This is a genomic window from Flavitalea antarctica (assembly GCF_054461535.1).
Window position 1 is genome coordinate 104580 of the sequence record NZ_JBTLQG010000002.1, and the last position, 17104, is coordinate 121683.

The window sequence follows — 17104 nt, forward strand, 5'->3', positions numbered from 1 at the left end:
CCAAAAACTCTTGCCATGTCAACAACCATACAACGCGACAAACTTTTTGTCGCCTCTTGTTTAGCGCTACTGGTCACTTCACTTTCTTTCGGCATCCGCGCTGGTATTCTCGGAACACTCGGAGAACAATTCGGACTTACAAAACTTGAACTTGGAACCATCACTGCAACAGCTTTCTGGGGATTTCCACTTGCAGTTATCATCGGGGGGTTTGTAGTTGATATCATTGGAATGAAGAAACTCCTTGTCTTCGCATTTGTCTTTCACCTTGCCGGAATTATTCTTACCATATTTGCTAAAGGTTACTGGCCCTTGTTCTTATCGACACTATTGATCGGTATAGCAAACGGTACCGTAGAAGCTGCGTGTAATCCGCTTGTGGCTTCATTGTATACCGACAATAAAACTACCAAACTGAACCATTTCCACCTTTGGTTCCCCGGTGGAATATTTATAGGTACGCTGATCGTTTTTGGATACACCAAAGCGGGAATTGGTCCGATTGCGGGCTTCGAACCATGGCAGGTGCAGGTTGCGATCATGCTTATTCCAACGCTTATTTATGGATACCTGTTCTCAAAACTGAAGTTTCCTGTTACCGAAAGGGTTGCAGCCGGGGTATCTACCGGGGAGATGTACAAGTCACTCCTGAACCCGCTGTTCATCTTCATGATCATCTGTATGTTCATGACAGCAATTACAGAACTTTTTACCGGTCAGTGGATAGACGTTCTCCTGAAAGGAGTAACAGATAACCCTATTCTTATTCTCACGCTTACGACAGGAGTGATGGTTGTAGGAAGGGGATTTGCAGGCCCGGTTGTCCACCGTTTCTCTCCCCAGGGCCTATTGCTGATCTCTGCAATTTTTGCGGCTGTCGGTCTTTATATGCTGGGCCACACAACTGGCAATACGCTCTATTTTGCTGCATTGATCTTTGGAATCGGGGTTTGTTATTTCTGGCCGACAATGATTGGCTTTGTTGCAGAAAACCTGCCCAAAACAGGGGCAGTCGGACTCAACCTGATGGGTGGGGCCGGGATGTTTGCCGTTTCTGTTTATACCGTTTTCATGGGAGGATATTATGATCGCCTTATAGCGAATAAGCTACCCACCGGGGCAGATCTTGGTGTTTATGCTTCAGCCGCTCCCGGCTCCGAACAGGCCGTCGCATTTAACAATGCAAAAATAGCGGCAGGTCCGGAAGTTCTTAACGCAACTCTTATACTGCCCATAATTCTGATCCTTGCTTTTTCCGGGTTGATTATTTACATGCGCGGCCGCAAGAAGACAGAAAAGCTGACTCCGGCAACCGCCTTACACTAGGATCCAGGTTGTTAATAAATCGACCCGGCGAGCAGATTTTTCGTGTCAAAACGACCATGTTTTAGTAACTTAATATCTTCATTTTTGTAATATTCGTGTACAATGACTGCTCAATCGCCAAATAACCAGTCGCGCAGAAATGCGCTCAAGAACCTGATGGCTGGGACTGCCGCCCTAGGCACCGCTGGTATGTTAAGTTCTTTTTCAGAAACTCAGACTCAAAATTCCTCCGCATTGAAAGGCAACATAAATCACTCGGTTTGTCGATGGTGTTATAATACCGTTCCGTTAGAAGAGTTTTGTGCAGCGGTTAAAAAAATGGGCATCAACGCGGTTGACCTGGTTGGTCCCAAGGACTGGCCAACGCTGCAGAAATATGATCTTTATTCGTCAATGTGCAATGGTGCCGAAATAAGTATTGATGATGGATGGAACGATCCGCAGTTTCATGAAAAGCTGATCCAGAAATATACAGAGATGATTCCCCTTGTTGCAAAAGCAGGGTATAAAAACCTGATCTGTTTCAGCGGTGCAAGAAGAGGAAAAGATGACGAGACCGGCCTTAAAAATTCCACCGAGGGGTTAAAGAAGATCATGTCTGTTGCTGAAAAAAATAAGGTAACCGTAATCATGGAGCTTCTCAACAGCAAGGTTAATCATAAGGATTATCAGTGTGATAAATCGCCATGGGGAATTGAACTTGTGAAAAGGATTGGATCGCCAAATTTCAGTTTGTTATATGATATCTATCACATGCAGATAGATGAAGGTGATGTGATAAGCACCATAAAAACAGGAAATCAGTATTTCGCACACTATCATACCGGCGGAGTTCCAGGCCGGCATGAAATCGATGAAACCCAGGAGTTGTACTATCCTGCAATCATGAAAGCCATAGTTGATACAGGATTCAAAGGTTTTGTTGCCCAGGAGTTTATCCCCGATAGAAAAACAAACGAAGAACGATTGGCGTCATTGCAAAAGGCAGTGAATATCTGCGATGTCTGATAACTCCCACTTAATTGCATAAGCGCTTTTCGGATTATATATAAATAAACAAACAACTGCTTTATTAAATTGTAAACAAGAGTTATGGCAGACAATACATATGACGCGATTGTTGTAGGTTCAGGAATCAGCGGCGGCTGGGCAGCAAAAGAACTTGCAGAGAAAGGGTTGAAGGTTTTAATGCTGGAACGTGGCGAAGATATCAAGCATATCAAAGACTATAAGTCAGCAAACCTCAATCCGTGGGACTTCCCGCACCGTGGTGGCAGAACCCAACAAATGATAAAAGATTACCCGGTCCTCAAAAGGGATTATCCTCTGAATGAAATGAACCTGAATTTTTGGACCAACGATAAGGACTGCCCTTATACCGAAACAAAAAGATTTGACTGGTATCGGGGTTATCATGTTGGGGGCCGGTCGCTGATGTGGGGAAGACAAAGTTACCGCCTCAGTGAAATGGATTTTGAAGCCAATGCCAAAGATGGCATAGCGACCGACTGGCCAATCCGATACAAGGACCTTGAAAAGTGGTATGGTTATGTTGAGAAGTTTGCGGGTATCAGTGGTAACCGTGACGGGCTGTCGCAGTTGCCGGATGGCGAGTTTCAAAAACCAATGGATCTTAACGTCGTTGAAAAAGATGCCGCTGCAAGGTTGAAAAAAGCGTTCAATGGTGAACGTTTGCTTACCATAGGACGGGTTGCAAATATAACACAGCCTTTACCAGGCAGAACAAACTGCCAGTACCGGAATAAATGCTGGCTGGGTTGCCCATTCGGCGCTTATTTCAGCACTCAGTCTTCTACCTTACCTGCAGCTGTAGCAACCGGCAATCTCACCTTGCGCCCATGGTCGATTGTTACCAGGGTATTGTATGATAAAGACGCTAAAAAGGCAACCGGCGTTGAAGTGCTTGATGCTGAGACTAACAAAACCATAGAGTATAAATCGAAAATAGTATTCCTCTGTGCATCTGCCGTGAATTCTACCTGGGTACTGTTTAACTCAGCAACAGATATATGGCCCGGCGGTCTTGGAAGCAGTAGTGGCGAACTCGGACATAACCTGATGGACCACCACTTCCGCGTTCATTCATCCGGTACTATGCCTGGCTTTGATGACAAATATTATTATGGAAGGAGACCAACCGGTTTTTATATTCCCCGCTTTAGAAATCTTGGCTCTGAGAAAAGAGATTACATCCGTGGTTTTGGTTACCAGGGAGCTGCAAGCCGTACCGGCTGGAGCCGCAACGTGGCTGAACTGGGTATTGGTGCCAACCTCAAAGAAACACTTTCAGAACCGGGACCATGGGTACTTGGTATGACGGCCTTCGGCGAAACGCTTCCATACCATGAAAACAAGATCAGCCTTGATAAAACCAAGAAGGATAAATGGGGACTACCGGTAATTGCGTTTGATGCCGAAATCAAAGACAATGAAAAGAAAATGCGTATTGATATGCTCCAGGATGGCAAAGATATGCTTGCCGCAATGGGCGCAACCGACATAAACGGAGTTGATGGAGAATATGCATTGGGAATGGGTATTCATGAAATGGGTACCGCACGTATGGGAACCTCCCCTAAAAATTCAGTTCTTAACAAACACAACCAGGTTTGGGATTGCACGAACGTATTTGTAACTGATGGTGCCTGCATGACATCTGCTGCCTGCCAGAATCCATCATTGACATACATGGCGCTCACGGCACGTGCAGCTGACTATGCAGTCCAGGAATTGAAAAAAGGAAATATCTGATCACCAAAGAAAAAAACACTGTATGAACAGACGTGATGCGCTTTCAAGAGTTGCCCTGTTGTTGGGCGGCACAATAATAGGTGGAACCGTTTTTCTCGAGGGTTGCAAACCAGGCGATAAGAAATATGGTACTTCCGAAAGTTTTACACCGGAAGATATCGCCTATCTCGATGAAATTTCTGAAACCATCATTCCCACAACCAATACCCCGGGTGCAAAGGCAGCGAAGGTTGGTACTTTCATGACCGTTATGGTTAATGATTGCTATGATGAGAATGATCAGAAAATATTCAAGGAAGGAATGGGCAAGTTAAATGCTGCAAGCGATAAAAAGTTTAATAGCGGATTCATGGACATCACTCCCGCTCAACGCACGGAGCTGCTGACCGAGATAGATAAGGAACAAACGAAGTATACGAAAGAAAAAAAGAAGGAAGACCCTAATCACTATTTCAGAATGCTGAAGGAGTTAACCCTTATCGGTTACTTCACTTCCGAAGTCGGCGCAACACAGGCGTTAAGATATCTGCCGGTACCCGGCCGTTACGATGGAGACATGCCTTATAAAAAAGGCGATAAGGCATGGGCAACTTCCTGATATAAATCTGAATCATTTTTATTGATGGTCTGCATGGAGTAATCCGGCGGGCCATCTTTTTTAAATACCTTTAATCTAAACCGCTGTTATGAAATTCCTGTCATTAATCATTGCCGTATTTATTTCAGTGAGTGTTTCCGCCCAGTCCGGTGATGAAGCGGCCATCCGGAAAATTCTTACCGAACAAACAGAATCATGGAATGAAGGCAATATTGAAGCATTCATGAAGGGATACTGGAATAGCGATTCACTCATGTTTATCGGATCCAATGGCATTACCTATGGATTTCAAAACACGCTTAACAATTACAGGAAGAACTATGATACGCCGGACAAGATGGGAAAGCTGAGGTTTCAATTACTTAAAGTACAGCGGCTTTCACCAGAGTATTATTTCGTTGTAGGCAAATGGGATCTGACGAGAAAAGCGGGAAATGTAGGCGGGCATTATGATCTTATCTTCCGGAAAATTAATGGGACCTGGTTTATCATCTCAGATCATAGCAGCTGATACCCTCTCTAATCCTCTTTTATTAAAGTTCTGTCTTTTGGCCACCAGACCTTCATTAGGTAACGAATCAACAGGCCGATGCTCAGGATGAACCATATATAGAAGATGATGTTGGCTGTTGATGGAGCATGGTCGAACAAAAGCAGGCCGATGTAGATGCCGAGGGTCATATTGATAAACAACCATAACAATGCTGCAGTCAATGAACGTACCACCCGCAACAGGAACTGTTTTGCGTCTTCTTCCATAACCAAATTTACTGATATCTCACTTCACCAGCAACTCCTGGAACGCGGCAGAATCACCACTGAAAACATTGAAATCTACCTTGTGAAATATGCCGTTAACCCTGCCCTGTTCACTATGTTGCCAGAATATCCAGGGCCGGTGGATCCGTGGCCGCTCCTTCTGCAGATAATGGGCCACCCATAATGGATATTCATCAAATTCATCTTTGAGGTACTGATTGTAAAAGTCAACATTGGTATAAATAATGGGTCGTATCCCATAATAGGCCTCAATTACCTCGAGCCATTCCTTCACCCTTTCCCTGATTTTTATCCCGGGCACACCGAAAGTCTTTTCAACATCGAGCACGGGGGGCAGATCGCCTGTACTAAGATCGACCGTTGAGATAAAATTTTCTGCCTGGAGTTTGCCGCTCTTTGAACAAATAAAAAAATGGTATGCGCCGCGGGTTACTCCTGCATCTTTCGTGCGTCTCCAGTTCTGCCTGAACCTCGGATCGCGGTTGCTTACGCCCTCGGTGGCCTTGATAAATCCGAAGCCAATCCTGATATTGTTCACCTCCATGTTCCGGACGCTCTCCCAATCGATCACCTGCTGGTATTTTGAAACATCAATACCGTGGATGGTATAATTGACGGGCATATCGATCCCAAAAGCATCATACATCACAAAATGGGCTTTGCGTCCTAACCACCATTCCCTGATGGTAATAATGATCATGATGGCAATGCCCGCAACTATAATTCCAGTAAAGATTTTCCAGCCGCGGTTCCCGCCCGTGTTTTTTGCCATACTAATTCGCAAATATAAGTTGCGGCACATTTAAGTAGCTGCAGCTTTTGTATGTAACGGTGGCCGGTAAAGAGAAATCACGCCCGTTAAGATGCTACAGATCAAACTCATGTGTCTTGAACAACCCCTTCACTTAAGCGTTAAATCATAGATTATATTGTCCTTTCCATCCGGGTGGACTATTTTTATACCTGTATGCCGCAATTCAACTGGAACGATAGTGCGAACCTGATATCTAAGCTCACTTTTCGTCGTGCGGTTAACGCAGGAAAAGTGCTGGCCAGTTATTATCTCAGTAAGATCTCGCGCCGGCCGGTTCAATGGGGGTACCCCATCTCAATATCATTTGAACCAACAACTTCCTGCAACCTGCGCTGCCCGGAATGCCCAAGTGGACTGAGGGCATTTACGAGACCAACCGGGATGCTTCAAAATGATTTTTTCAGGGAGACAATAGATCAGCTATCAAAGGAACTGATGTACCTGGTATTTTATTTCCAGGGAGAACCATATCTGAACCGTTCCTTCTTAGACATGGTGAATTACGCCCGGAAGAAAGGAATTTATACCGCCACTTCAACCAATGCGCATTACCTCGATGATGCAAATGCCCGGAAAACTGTAGAAAGTGGCCTGGACCGGTTGATTATTTCTATTGATGGCACAACACAGGACGTATATCAGCAATACCGGATCGGTGGAAAGCTGGAAAAAGTGCTGGAGGGAGCCAGGAACATTGTGAAATGGAAAAAGGAGCTAAAGAGCAAAACCCCGTTCGTGTTCTTCCAGTTCCTGGTTGTGAAACCAAATGAGCACCAGGTAGATGATATTAAGAGGCTCGCAATGGAAATCGGGGTAGACGAGGTAAGATTTAAGACTGCACAGGTTTACGATTTCGAAAACGATCCAAACAAACTGATACCCACCACCGAGAAATTCAGTCGCTATAAAAAAAACGCGAAAGGGGAATACCAGGTGAAAAATGCCCTGCAGAATCATTGCTGGCGATTATGGCACGCAACGGTGATCAGTTGGGACGGGCTTGTGGTTCCTTGTTGCTTTGATAAAGATGCACAACACCGCCTTGGTGATCTTAAAGGGAAGCCGTTCAAAGAGATCTGGCACAATGATGCCTACATCGATTTTAGAAAAAAAATGCTGAAAAGCCGTAAGGATATTGATATCTGCTCTAACTGCAGCGAGGGAACGAAGGTGTGGGGGTAATAATTTCAATGATTCCGCGCTCTTAATTCCCGTTTGCTTATCATATTTCATTAAATTTGTCATTACTATTTATTAATATCTGTAATGAGTCTAGAGTCAGACATACAACAAACCAGGTTTAGAAATGAGTACCAGAAAACGGTCATAAATCTCATTTATACGTACAACTGGGTAAGCGAACAAAATAAGAAGTTCTTCGAAAGAGAGGATATCACTCCTCAGCAATTTAACATTCTCCGTATACTTCGCGGAGCAGGCAAGCCGCTGTCCACCCTCCAGATCAGGCAGCGAATGCTCGACAAAATGAGTGATACCAGCCGTATAGTCGATCGCCTGGTCAAGAAAGGGCTCGTAAAAAAAGTTGTTTGCAAAAGCGACCGCCGCCTTGTTGATGTCTCTATTTCTGAAACCGGCCTTGAACTCCTCGAAAAACTCGATCAGACAAGTGATGAAATGGATTCCGTCATCAACAAACTCTCGAAAGAAGAAGCAGAAAAGCTGAATGAATTACTTGACAAGATCAGAAGCTCTGATTAAATCTTTCCCATTTTCAACGTCACGAAATTAAATGAGTGTTTGAGGAAGGGTGTTTAACAATCTCTTTCTCTTACAAGCGTTAATTTTAGCGCATGATTCGTTTACTTATGAAACAAGTTTGTCTGACCCTGTCCGCTATTTTATTGTTACAGGTTTGTACTTATGCCCAGCCGAAATATGAACTAAGAGCAGCCTGGATAGCTACTGTCGACAATATAGACTGGCCCACCCGTGGTAATTATAATACCGAAAGTCAGAAGCAGGAATATATCAAGTTGCTTGATATGCATCAGCGTAATGGTATGAATGCTGTGGTTGTGCAGGTAAGACCCTGTACCGATGCATTTTATCCCTCCCCTTATGAGCCTTGGAGCGAATGGTTGACCGGAAAACAGGGAAAACCTCCTTATCCGTATTATGATCCAATGCAGTTCATGATCGAAGAGGCACACAAGAGAGGAATGGAGTTTCATGCATGGTGTAATCCCTATCGTGCAGAATTCAATATAGGCAAATCTTCCATAGCGCCCGATCATGTAACTAAAACACATCCCGAATGGTTCCTCAGCTACGGAGGTAAAAGATATTTTGATCCGGGTAATAAAGAAGCACAGCAATTCACGGTGGCGGTTATTCGTGATATTGTGAGCCGTTATGATGTGGACGCCATCCATTTTGACGATTATTTCTATCCCTATAAGGTGCCGGGAAAGCTATTTCCAGATGATGAGTCCTTTAAAAAATATGGTAATGGAATGGATCGTGACCAATGGAGAAGAAGTAACGTTGATTCGATCATTGTCCACCTGAATGCTGCCATAAAAGAAGAAAATCCCAATTGCCGCTTCGGCATCAGCCCCTTTGGTGTGTGGCGGAACAGTGACAAGGATGAAGAAGGAAGCGAAACAACCGCAGGTGTCACGAACTATGATGACCTGTATGCCGATATACTGTTATGGCTGAGAGAAGGTTGGATTGATTATGTGGCACCTCAGTTATACTGGGAGTTCGGACACAGTGCGGCTCCGTATGAAGTACTAATTGACTGGTGGAGCAAGCACACTTATGGAAAACATTGTTATATAGGAATTGGTATTTACCGTGCCGGCAGCAACACGGCCTGGAAGGATAAAAATCAACTACCGAAAATGATCAATGCGCTGAGAAGTTACCCGGAAATACAGGGGGCCATTTACTTCAGCAGCAAGACATTTGAGAGAAATCCCAACGGATGGAATGACTCACTTCAAAATAATTATTACAAATACCCGGCAGTAGTTCCCGCAATGTCATGGCTTGATACAATAAAGCCAATGAAACCAATTGTGGTAAAAGTGAAAGAACAATCGCTCTCTACTGTCTTTGTACTTGATATAAAAAAACATACTAAAAGCAAACCAATTAAAGGATACATCATCTACAGCTTTAATGACGATGACCAGGTTCGTGATACTGAGGATCCACGTAACATCCTGCAGATTTCATATACCAGTGCAAGCACATCAGTTATGTTATCTTCCGCATCCAATAAAAACAAGATACTGGCGGTAAGCACCCTGGATATTAATAACAATGAAAGTGAGCTCGAATTGGTTCCATAAGCCCGTCCGAATTAACAATTCCATCACTTCAACAAGTTCTTTTTAATAAACATTATCGTCCCCGGCTTTGTATTAATCATCCAAAACTGGGACGTGCAGATGGCTTTTGGAAGCTGGCCCCATCGCTCTTTGAGGCGACAAGATTGCGTGCTGAAGACGCAATTAAAAGTATAATGCCGGATCGCTATGGGCCAAATGTTGTGACAACATTAATGGCATAGATTTTTATAATTGTGTTTTTTAATTATTATGTTTTAATACATTTAGTCGATAATTTATAAGATCAATCATGTTAGGAATAGCAAAATCAGCCGACAGCGCTGTGGATTTTTTGAAAGAGATAGGATTAGCAGAAGAACATCTTAATGACAATGTCCGCCTATTGTCCCAGACGAATAGCCGGTATCTGAGAGATTTGAAAATCAATGTTAACAACGCGTTGCAGGCCGTGACGCTAGTAAAAAAGGAAGCATATCTTCTTGCCCTTGCAGTAGCGATAAATGAAAAAAACGTTGCCTTGGAGAAATTGTTTTCCGCCAGTGCCCGAAGTGAAGGCGCAACAGACGAGGAGCTGGCTGAAATCTTAAGTTGCACCAGCCTGTTGAGTGCTAACAATGTTTACTACCGGTTCAAACATTTTATGAACGACGATTATTATAACAATGCGCAGGCAGGGATCAGGATGAATATTATGTCTAACCCGGTACTTGGGAAGGAGTTTTTTGAGTTAACAAGCCTGGTTGTGAGCGCCGTTAACGGATGTGAACTCTGTGTTACTTCGCATGAAAAAACATTGCTTGCTCATGGCACGAATAAACAAAGAATACATGATGCCGTCAGGTTGGGTGGAATTATCCGCAGTTTAAGCATAGTAGTATAATGAATTAGTAAAATCTTACACAATCAAACAAAGCCGGTTCAACAGAGCCGGCTTTGTTGTTTGTTTTAAATGAACATTAACATAGCTAGTATTTCTGTTCCAGTATATTACATTGTTCCAGCGTTCCTAACCTGAACCTTAGCGGGAGTTTAACATACTTCTCGATCTGCATTTCCTTTTTACAAAAAAATCCGAACCCTTTGATATATAAATCCCTTTGGAGTTTTGCCACAACAGGCCTGGAATGGTCCGGCGCCGGAACGACCCGCGGTATTAAATCGAACGAAGTGCGATCTGTTTTTTGTCTGTACACGGACAACGGGTATTTCGTCATCGGCTTTTGCCCCGTCAGTGACGAATAATTGGTAGTAGAATGGAAGCTATGTTGCTGCCCGTACATAACACCATAACATAGCGTTAATAATAAAACAATAATATTTTTACGAGGTCGGGTATACACTTAGGGTAAATGTACGTAAATTTACGGCTTGATTTTTGTGGCAGGGGCGGATTTTCATTTTTTCACTAAAGAGACAAGAGGCTAATTGCCTGGAAATTATGGCATTAGGACAAAGCTTACAGCAGAAATTATTACAGAAGCTATCACCACAGCAGATTCAACTGATGAAACTGTTGCAGGTTCCTACTGCAAATCTGGAAGAAAGGATCAAAGAGGAGCTGGAAGAAAACCCGGCGCTCGAGGTAACAGATAGTGATCATGATGATCAGTTCGATGATCCTAAAGACGAATTCGACAGCTCTGATGATGAGGATTTTGAGCACGAAGGCAGTGAGGAAGAATATGGGAACCTGGATCTGAGTGAATATGTTGGCGATGAGGATGGTGAGATAGCCGATTACAAAATGAAGGATGACAACTATCCTGAACTTGACGAAAACAAAGTTGTTCCTTATAAGGTTGAAACGAGTTTTATTGAACATATGCTCGAGCAGCTTGGTATGCTGAAGCTTGGCGAAAAAGAAACCAAAATTGCTGAGCAGATAGTCGGGAGCATTGATGACGACGGTTACCTGCGTCGCGATACTGCCGCTATTGTCGATGATCTTGCCTTCAGGCAAAATATTGAAAGTAACGAAGCCGAAGTGGAGGCGATAATCCATCTGATCCAACAGTTTGATCCCCCGGGAGTAGCGGCCCGCAATCTCCAGGAATGCCTGTTGCTTCAGCTCAACCGGCAGAAAAGACAGAACAAAGAAGTCGAAAAAGCAATAGAGGTACTGACACTTTATTTCGATGAGTTTACCAAAAAACACTATGATAAGATTCAGCGTGGCCTTGGGCTCACCGACGAAGACCTCAAGGATGTGATAAACCAGATCATCAGGTTAACGCCCAAACCAGGCGGTAATCATGATAGCATCAACAAGGCAGAGTCTTATGTTGTTCCGGATTTCTTCATCTATAACAACGGAGGAAAACTTGAACTGACACTTAACTCCAAAAATGCACCCGATCTCAGGATCAGTGAGGGTTATCGTGATATGTTGCGTGAGTACGACCGCGGCAGCAAAAAAGACAAGAGACAGAAAGAGGCTGTCATCTTCATCAAACAAAAAATTGATGCGGCGAAATGGTTCATTGATGCCATCAAGCAAAGACAGCACACATTGAGCAGCGTGATGGAAACAATCATGGATTACCAGCATGAATTTTTTCTTACCGGGGATGAAACTTCCTTACGACCGATGATCCTCAAAGACATTGCAGAACGAACCATGCTCGATATTTCGACCGTGAGCCGCGTTGCAAACAGTAAGTTTGTTCAGACTGAATTCGGTACCTACCGGCTTAAATTTTTCTTTAGTGAATCCCTCAGCACCGATAGTGGAGAAGAAGTTTCAACAAGGGAGGTTAAAAAGATCCTTAGTGACATGATTGAAGGCGAGAGCAAAAAGAAGCCTTTAAGTGACGAAAAGCTTACTGAACTATTGCAGGAAAAAGGATATAATATTGCAAGGAGAACGGTTGCCAAATACCGCGAACAACTTAACATCCCGGTGGCGCGCCTCAGAAAGGAGCTATAAGGATTCTGGTTCCAGAAACTGACTATGATAGAAAATTCACCAACGACAAATGGTTCGCTCGCACAGGAACTACCCCGTGTAGGGCCGATAGGAGGTCACCAACCACTGCCGCTCCGCCTTTTTGGGCACGTGGTTTCCTATTTGTTTCATCCATTATTTATCCCGTTGTATGTAACCGCATTTCTACTCTATATCGAGCCTTATGCTTTTGCGGGGCTCGATCCGAGGCAAAAGTTATTCAAGCTCATCTTTGTATTCTTCAATACTACTTTCCTTCCGGGGTTTGCCGTATTTCTCATGTACCGTTTGAAGCTTATTAAATCCATGTACCTGCAAACCCAAAGAGAAAGGATCATTCCTTACGCGGTTGCCATGGTGTTTTATTTCTGGGCATGGTACGTTTCAAAAAATCAAAACGAAAATCCGGAGATATTCAAAGTCTTTCTTTTCGGAACCTTTCTTGCTGTTTGCGCTACATGGATGCTGAACATCAACTCAAAGGTAAGCATGCATAGTACCGCTATGGGTGGCCTCATGTGTTTTGCATTGTTGTTGAGTTTCACTACCCAGGACCCAAGCGGACTATACCTTGCTGTTGCAATATTTATTTCAGGCCTGGTCTGTACCGCAAGGTTCCTTGTCTCTGATCACTCACGATCAGAAATTTACCTGGGCCTTCTCAGTGGGATAGTATGTCAACTGGTCGCGTATTGGCTTTAACCAAGAGAACCTGGCTTTGAGAATGCAAACGCGGATCATACCTCATGTCTTATGCATAAACGAAAAGAGCCCAGGCATAGGGTACGAACCTAAACCGGGCTACTTGCCTTCAAAACCATCTGAAATTAAGGATCCATTCTTTAGCCGTTCAAAATCCTGGACTTAGACAGATAGTATTTTGTGGGGTGATATATAAACAAACACGACCCATCTTTTATGCTGTTAATAACTTTCGGAGTATAGGTTGATGGGATTGCCGGGCATCCGAAACTTCTTCCATTAAAAGGATTGTTCCTGATGAAATTTTCTCCAACATATTTTGACCCATGTATAACGATATTCCGGTCGCTTGCATTGTCGTTGATACCTCTTTCCATCCCATCAATTTTTAAAGCCAGCCCATGCACACCAAAATAGGTGTTGCCTGTTACGTAAAAACCGAGACTGCTCTGATGAGATTCCGGGCTGTTTGAAAAGTGACTTGCATACTCTCCGCCTGAATTCCTGCCATGAGCCACATATGTGTTGACAAGTAATTTGTTTGATTGAAGATCGATCACATACAAGCGTTTGCGACGCGATGATAAGCTAAAATCGCAGATAGATAAAACTTCCCTGTTGTTTACCCGCCCCTTTGAAAGAAGGTGCTTATAACCCTTCCAGGCATATTCAAAAACTTTTCGGCTTAGCCCTGACCGCCTTAGCTTGAGTTTATCATACATGAGCTTTGCCTCATCTGAAACAGACGATATTTTTGGCCTGGGTACTACCAGATCGGCGGGAACATACAAGATATGCTTTTCAATCTTAGGTGGGTTCCTCTCCAGGGGAACCCCGGAGATAAGTAACGGAGTACTTAAACAACAACAAAAGATGCCACTCAGGGTAAATGACCTGGATTTTAGGTATAAGTTCATAGGGTATTCTCAGTTATCAGTCCGGGTTATGAAACGATAAGGGCCGCAAAATATTATTGCATTGTGGTCGCTGCAAGCTAATCGGGAATTTTATTTTATTGTGTATCTGTTAAAGCTCTTCTGAGATAAGGGATACTCCTTATTTGCGGCGAAAGCCCATGTCTGGGAGATCCAGTGTTGGTCAGTTTCAGTGATACGGGATCTGAACTATCCGGACATTTTTGTTGCTGGTATCGGTCGAGGTCATTTAATTGTAGAATCGTAATTTTTCTGAGAAGCAAATTCATTTGAGTAGATCCTGATCATCAGCAGGAACAACGAGATCAAAATGGGACCGAAAATAAGACCGATGAAGCCGAACAAACTCACCCCTGCCAATACACCAAAGATGGTAATGGTGGGATGAACATCACCCCATTTTTTTTGGAGCATCAGCCTGAACAGGTTATCTACCATTCCGATTACCAGGAATCCGTAAACAAGCATGATTATACCTTTTCCACTATCACCCTGTTGAAAAAACAATAAGGCGAGCGGAACATAACCCAATGCTGCACCGATAACCGGCAGCATGCCACCGATACAGGTGATAACAAACCAGAATAATGGTTCCTTAACACCGATGAACACATAGCCTATCAGCGCAACGATCCCCTGAAGTAAAGCAATCAGTGGTATGCCAAGCGCATTGGAATACACCAGGAGGTTAAGATCTTTCCTTAACATAATGAGGTTCTCATCCTTTAAAGGGACTGATTCAAAAAAAGAAGCTTCCATCTTTTTTCCATCAACAAGCATGAAGTAAAGGATGAAGTACATTATTATGATTGAAATCACGCTGTTGAAGGTGGCGCCAAGGATGCCCGGTAACATTTCGCCGACCGAGGCACCCATCTTTTCAATATTTCCATCTGAAAGAATAACAATGCCAAATCTTTTTTCATAGGAGTTTATCAGTGCCTTAACGCTGTTGAGCACTTCGCCCGAATGTTCAATGGCAAAACTGATTTTGGAACTCATCATATTGATCAGCAACAAGACCGGGAAAAGGATCAGGGTAAATGAAATCAACATCAGCGTGGCAGCGGCGAGATTCTTGTTCCACTTGTGGGTGCCAACAAGCCTGAACATTGACTTCCGCATAAGCACGAACAAGGTATAGGCTCCTAAAAATGCCGGCAGAAAGAATCTGAGATGATGGAACAACAATCCTCCAAGAAGGATGATGATGATCAGTATCAGGAGCTGACGAATTACATTGCCGGGAATATGAGCGCTCATAGTTTTAGAAATAGTTTAGCGGGCTATAACAAAATACAATATACTATTTAAGACAAACAACATTCATGATAACTTTTGGGGCCGCTAAAGGCATTAAACTAAAACATTTCGCACCTGACTGTCCAAAAGGTTATCGTATTGTCCAACTCAAAGTCTTCGCTTAAGGTGGCCGTTATGCCTGCCCATCAGATACTTTACATCACCGTGGTCATATCTTAATCTTCTTCCATCGTCCTTTTCGGAATATCACAACACCAGTAAGGGTAACAGCGGTTTCCGCGACTACAATGGCAATGAAAACTCCGGTTGGCCCCATCTTAAGCGTGGTAGCGAGCAGGTAGGCCAACGGAACCTGGAAAAGCCAGAAACCAAAAATATTAATGATGGTCGGTGTCTTTGTATCACCCGCACCATTAAACGAATTTGTTACCACCATACCAATGCCATATATCACGAAACCCAAACTCATAATCCTCAGTGCTACCTTCGCCAGCTCAACCACTTCCTGGTTGCTGTTAAAAAATCCTACTATCGGTCCCGCCAACACCAGGAAAATAACGGTAACCGCTGACATAAAAATGGTGTTATAACGCGCTGTCTTCCAAACGGATTCTTCCGCGCGGTCGGGCAAGCCCGCGCCAAGGTTCTGACCCACAAGCGTTGCCGCTGCGTTACTCATTCCATAAGCGGGAAGGATGAAAAACATCATAAGCCTGATGGTCACCCCATAAGCTGCGACTGCCGCATCACCTGATTCCGAAATTATCCTTGCCAGTATTATCCAGCTGGCTGAGGCAATCAGGAATTGTGCCGTGCCTGACCAAGCTATGTTTAACAGGCCCCGGATGATCGAAAAATCAGGCATAAGGTGTTCGCGCCGGATCCTGATAATACCTTTTCCCTTTACCAGGTGATAGACCTGGTAAACAACACCTACTCCACGTCCAATATTTGTCGCAATCGCAGCACCCATCAGTCCCATTGCCGGAATAGGACCCAGTCCATAGATGATAAGCATTGGGCAAAGAATGATGTTACAGATATTTGCTATCCAGAGAGAACGCATCGCTATCGAAGCGTTTCCGGCACCACGAAAGATACCATTGATCAGGAACAGGAACATGATCACCAGGTTTCCCCCAAACATCAATTGTGCATAGGGTGTGCCCACCTGTACGGTCTGGGCCGATGCTCCCATCAACCGGAGTATGTCTCCCGCGAAGACAACCCCTGAAACAGTGATCATAAGCGTAAGGACAAGTGCAATCAAAATGGATTGCATGGCAGCCTTCGAAGCTCCCTCAGTATTTTTTTCTCCTGTACGCCTTGCCACCATGGCTGTTGCAGCCATGCTCACCCCCATGGCCAGTGAATAAACGATGGTCAACACTGATTCGGTAAGAATAACGGCGGCAACCGCTTCGTTTTTGCCAATCTTGCCGACAAAATAAATGTCGACAACAGCAAAAACTGATTCCATACACATTTCCAGGATCATGGGAATGGCAAGCAGGAACACGGCTTTTCGGACGCTACCACTTGTATAGTCCTGTTCTTCCCCGTTGAGCGCTTCTTTAAGATAAGATAATATTGAAGGCTTTGCCTTTGAAATGCTTTGTTGAGATGACATGAAGTTCGGTTAAGATGGTC

At 43.9% G+C, this 17104-nt stretch carries 16 protein-coding genes; 11 read left to right on the forward strand and 5 right to left on the reverse strand.

The features are described 5' to 3' along the window. Positions 1-15: 15 nt before the first annotated feature. From ACX0G7_RS02795 to ACX0G7_RS02815, 5 genes are all read left to right on the forward strand, one after another. Entirely contained in the window at positions 16-1326 is a 1311-nt protein-coding gene (locus ACX0G7_RS02795) for an MFS transporter (protein WP_458921894.1), read from the forward strand. A gap of 102 nt (positions 1327-1428) precedes the next feature. Continuing rightward, positions 1429-2334, forward strand: a complete 906-nt coding sequence (locus ACX0G7_RS02800; protein ID WP_458921895.1) for a hydroxypyruvate isomerase family protein — start codon at positions 1429-1431, stop codon at positions 2332-2334. Positions 2335-2418: 84 nt separating this feature from the next. After that, complete coding sequence (locus ACX0G7_RS02805; protein WP_458921896.1) at positions 2419-4098, forward strand: GMC oxidoreductase; 1680 nt, start codon at positions 2419-2421, stop codon at positions 4096-4098. Between the two features lie 22 nt (positions 4099-4120). After that, a complete protein-coding gene (locus ACX0G7_RS02810) occupies positions 4121-4696 on the forward strand; it encodes a gluconate 2-dehydrogenase subunit 3 family protein (RefSeq protein WP_458921897.1) in 576 nt (191 codons plus the stop codon). Positions 4697-4784: 88 nt separating this feature from the next. Further along, positions 4785-5207, forward strand: coding sequence for a YybH family protein (locus tag ACX0G7_RS02815; RefSeq protein WP_458921898.1), 423 nt, complete (start codon positions 4785-4787; stop codon positions 5205-5207). Positions 5208-5215: 8 nt separating this feature from the next. Here ACX0G7_RS02815 and ACX0G7_RS02820 read toward each other — a convergent pair whose 3' ends face one another. Both ACX0G7_RS02820 and ACX0G7_RS02825 read right to left on the reverse strand, forming a co-directional pair. Beyond that, positions 5216-5455, reverse strand: a complete 240-nt coding sequence (locus tag ACX0G7_RS02820; RefSeq protein ID WP_458921899.1) for a hypothetical protein — start codon at positions 5453-5455, stop codon at positions 5216-5218. A gap of 19 nt (positions 5456-5474) precedes the next feature. Further along, positions 5475-6248: a glycoside hydrolase family 25 protein gene (locus tag ACX0G7_RS02825; protein ID WP_458921900.1), complete on the reverse strand. Its 774-nt coding sequence runs from the start codon at positions 6246-6248 to the stop codon at positions 5475-5477. A 195-nt stretch (positions 6249-6443) separates the two neighbouring features. Here ACX0G7_RS02825 and ACX0G7_RS02830 point away from each other — a divergent pair, with 195 nt between their 5' ends. From ACX0G7_RS02830 to ACX0G7_RS02855, 6 genes are all read left to right on the forward strand, one after another. Beyond that, entirely contained in the window at positions 6444-7472 is a 1029-nt protein-coding gene (locus ACX0G7_RS02830; RefSeq protein ID WP_458921901.1) for an SPASM domain-containing protein, read from the forward strand. Positions 7473-7556: 84 nt separating this feature from the next. Beyond that, the gene (locus ACX0G7_RS02835) at positions 7557-8009 is read left to right on the forward strand and encodes a MarR family winged helix-turn-helix transcriptional regulator (RefSeq protein WP_458921902.1); all 453 of its coding nucleotides are present in this window, start codon (positions 7557-7559) and stop codon (positions 8007-8009) included. Between the two features lie 92 nt (positions 8010-8101). Beyond that, positions 8102-9610: a glycoside hydrolase family 10 protein gene (locus tag ACX0G7_RS02840; RefSeq protein WP_458921903.1), complete on the forward strand. Its 1509-nt coding sequence runs from the start codon at positions 8102-8104 to the stop codon at positions 9608-9610. A gap of 289 nt (positions 9611-9899) precedes the next feature. Then, positions 9900-10490 carry a carboxymuconolactone decarboxylase family protein gene (locus ACX0G7_RS02845; RefSeq protein ID WP_458921904.1) on the forward strand — a complete coding sequence of 197 codons (591 nt, stop codon included), beginning with the start codon at positions 9900-9902 and terminating at the stop codon, positions 10488-10490. A gap of 558 nt (positions 10491-11048) precedes the next feature. Next, on the forward strand, positions 11049-12536 hold the full coding sequence (gene rpoN, locus ACX0G7_RS02850) for an RNA polymerase factor sigma-54 (protein ID WP_458921905.1): 1488 nt from the start codon (positions 11049-11051) through the stop codon (positions 12534-12536). A gap of 24 nt (positions 12537-12560) precedes the next feature. Continuing rightward, positions 12561-13256, forward strand: a complete 696-nt coding sequence (locus tag ACX0G7_RS02855; protein ID WP_458921906.1) for a hypothetical protein — start codon at positions 12561-12563, stop codon at positions 13254-13256. A 140-nt stretch (positions 13257-13396) separates the two neighbouring features. Here ACX0G7_RS02855 and ACX0G7_RS02860 read toward each other — a convergent pair whose 3' ends face one another. From ACX0G7_RS02860 to ACX0G7_RS02870, 3 genes are all read right to left on the reverse strand, one after another. Beyond that, positions 13397-14173, reverse strand: coding sequence for a murein L,D-transpeptidase catalytic domain family protein (locus ACX0G7_RS02860; RefSeq protein ID WP_458921907.1), 777 nt, complete (start codon positions 14171-14173; stop codon positions 13397-13399). A gap of 243 nt (positions 14174-14416) precedes the next feature. Continuing rightward, entirely contained in the window at positions 14417-15454 is a 1038-nt protein-coding gene (locus ACX0G7_RS02865; protein WP_458921908.1) for an AI-2E family transporter, read from the reverse strand. A 208-nt stretch (positions 15455-15662) separates the two neighbouring features. Then, positions 15663-17084, reverse strand: a complete 1422-nt coding sequence (locus tag ACX0G7_RS02870; RefSeq protein WP_458921909.1) for an MATE family efflux transporter — start codon at positions 17082-17084, stop codon at positions 15663-15665. Positions 17085-17104 lie beyond the last annotated feature (20 nt).

Excerpts from the sequence above, each read along its gene's own strand:
- ACX0G7_RS02795 (WP_458921894.1), top strand. The coding sequence starts at position 16 with ATGTCAACAACCATACAACGCGACAAACTTTTTGTCGCCTCTTGTTTA.
- ACX0G7_RS02800 (WP_458921895.1), top strand. The coding sequence starts at position 1,429 with ATGACTGCTCAATCGCCAAATAACCAGTCGCGCAGAAATGCGCTCAAG.
- ACX0G7_RS02805 (WP_458921896.1), top strand. The coding sequence starts at position 2,419 with ATGGCAGACAATACATATGACGCGATTGTTGTAGGTTCAGGAATCAGC.
- ACX0G7_RS02810 (WP_458921897.1), top strand. The coding sequence starts at position 4,121 with ATGAACAGACGTGATGCGCTTTCAAGAGTTGCCCTGTTGTTGGGCGGC.
- ACX0G7_RS02815 (WP_458921898.1), top strand. The coding sequence starts at position 4,785 with ATGAAATTCCTGTCATTAATCATTGCCGTATTTATTTCAGTGAGTGTT.
- ACX0G7_RS02820 (WP_458921899.1), bottom strand. The coding sequence starts at position 5,455 with ATGGAAGAAGACGCAAAACAGTTCCTGTTGCGGGTGGTACGTTCATTG.
- ACX0G7_RS02825 (WP_458921900.1), bottom strand. The coding sequence starts at position 6,248 with ATGGCAAAAAACACGGGCGGGAACCGCGGCTGGAAAATCTTTACTGGA.
- ACX0G7_RS02830 (WP_458921901.1), top strand. The coding sequence starts at position 6,444 with ATGCCGCAATTCAACTGGAACGATAGTGCGAACCTGATATCTAAGCTC.
- ACX0G7_RS02835 (WP_458921902.1), top strand. The coding sequence starts at position 7,557 with ATGAGTCTAGAGTCAGACATACAACAAACCAGGTTTAGAAATGAGTAC.
- ACX0G7_RS02840 (WP_458921903.1), top strand. The coding sequence starts at position 8,102 with ATGATTCGTTTACTTATGAAACAAGTTTGTCTGACCCTGTCCGCTATT.
- ACX0G7_RS02845 (WP_458921904.1), top strand. The coding sequence starts at position 9,900 with ATGTTAGGAATAGCAAAATCAGCCGACAGCGCTGTGGATTTTTTGAAA.
- rpoN (WP_458921905.1), top strand. The coding sequence starts at position 11,049 with ATGGCATTAGGACAAAGCTTACAGCAGAAATTATTACAGAAGCTATCA.
- ACX0G7_RS02855 (WP_458921906.1), top strand. The coding sequence starts at position 12,561 with ATGATAGAAAATTCACCAACGACAAATGGTTCGCTCGCACAGGAACTA.
- ACX0G7_RS02860 (WP_458921907.1), bottom strand. The coding sequence starts at position 14,173 with ATGAACTTATACCTAAAATCCAGGTCATTTACCCTGAGTGGCATCTTT.
- ACX0G7_RS02865 (WP_458921908.1), bottom strand. The coding sequence starts at position 15,454 with ATGAGCGCTCATATTCCCGGCAATGTAATTCGTCAGCTCCTGATACTG.
- ACX0G7_RS02870 (WP_458921909.1), bottom strand. The coding sequence starts at position 17,084 with ATGTCATCTCAACAAAGCATTTCAAAGGCAAAGCCTTCAATATTATCT.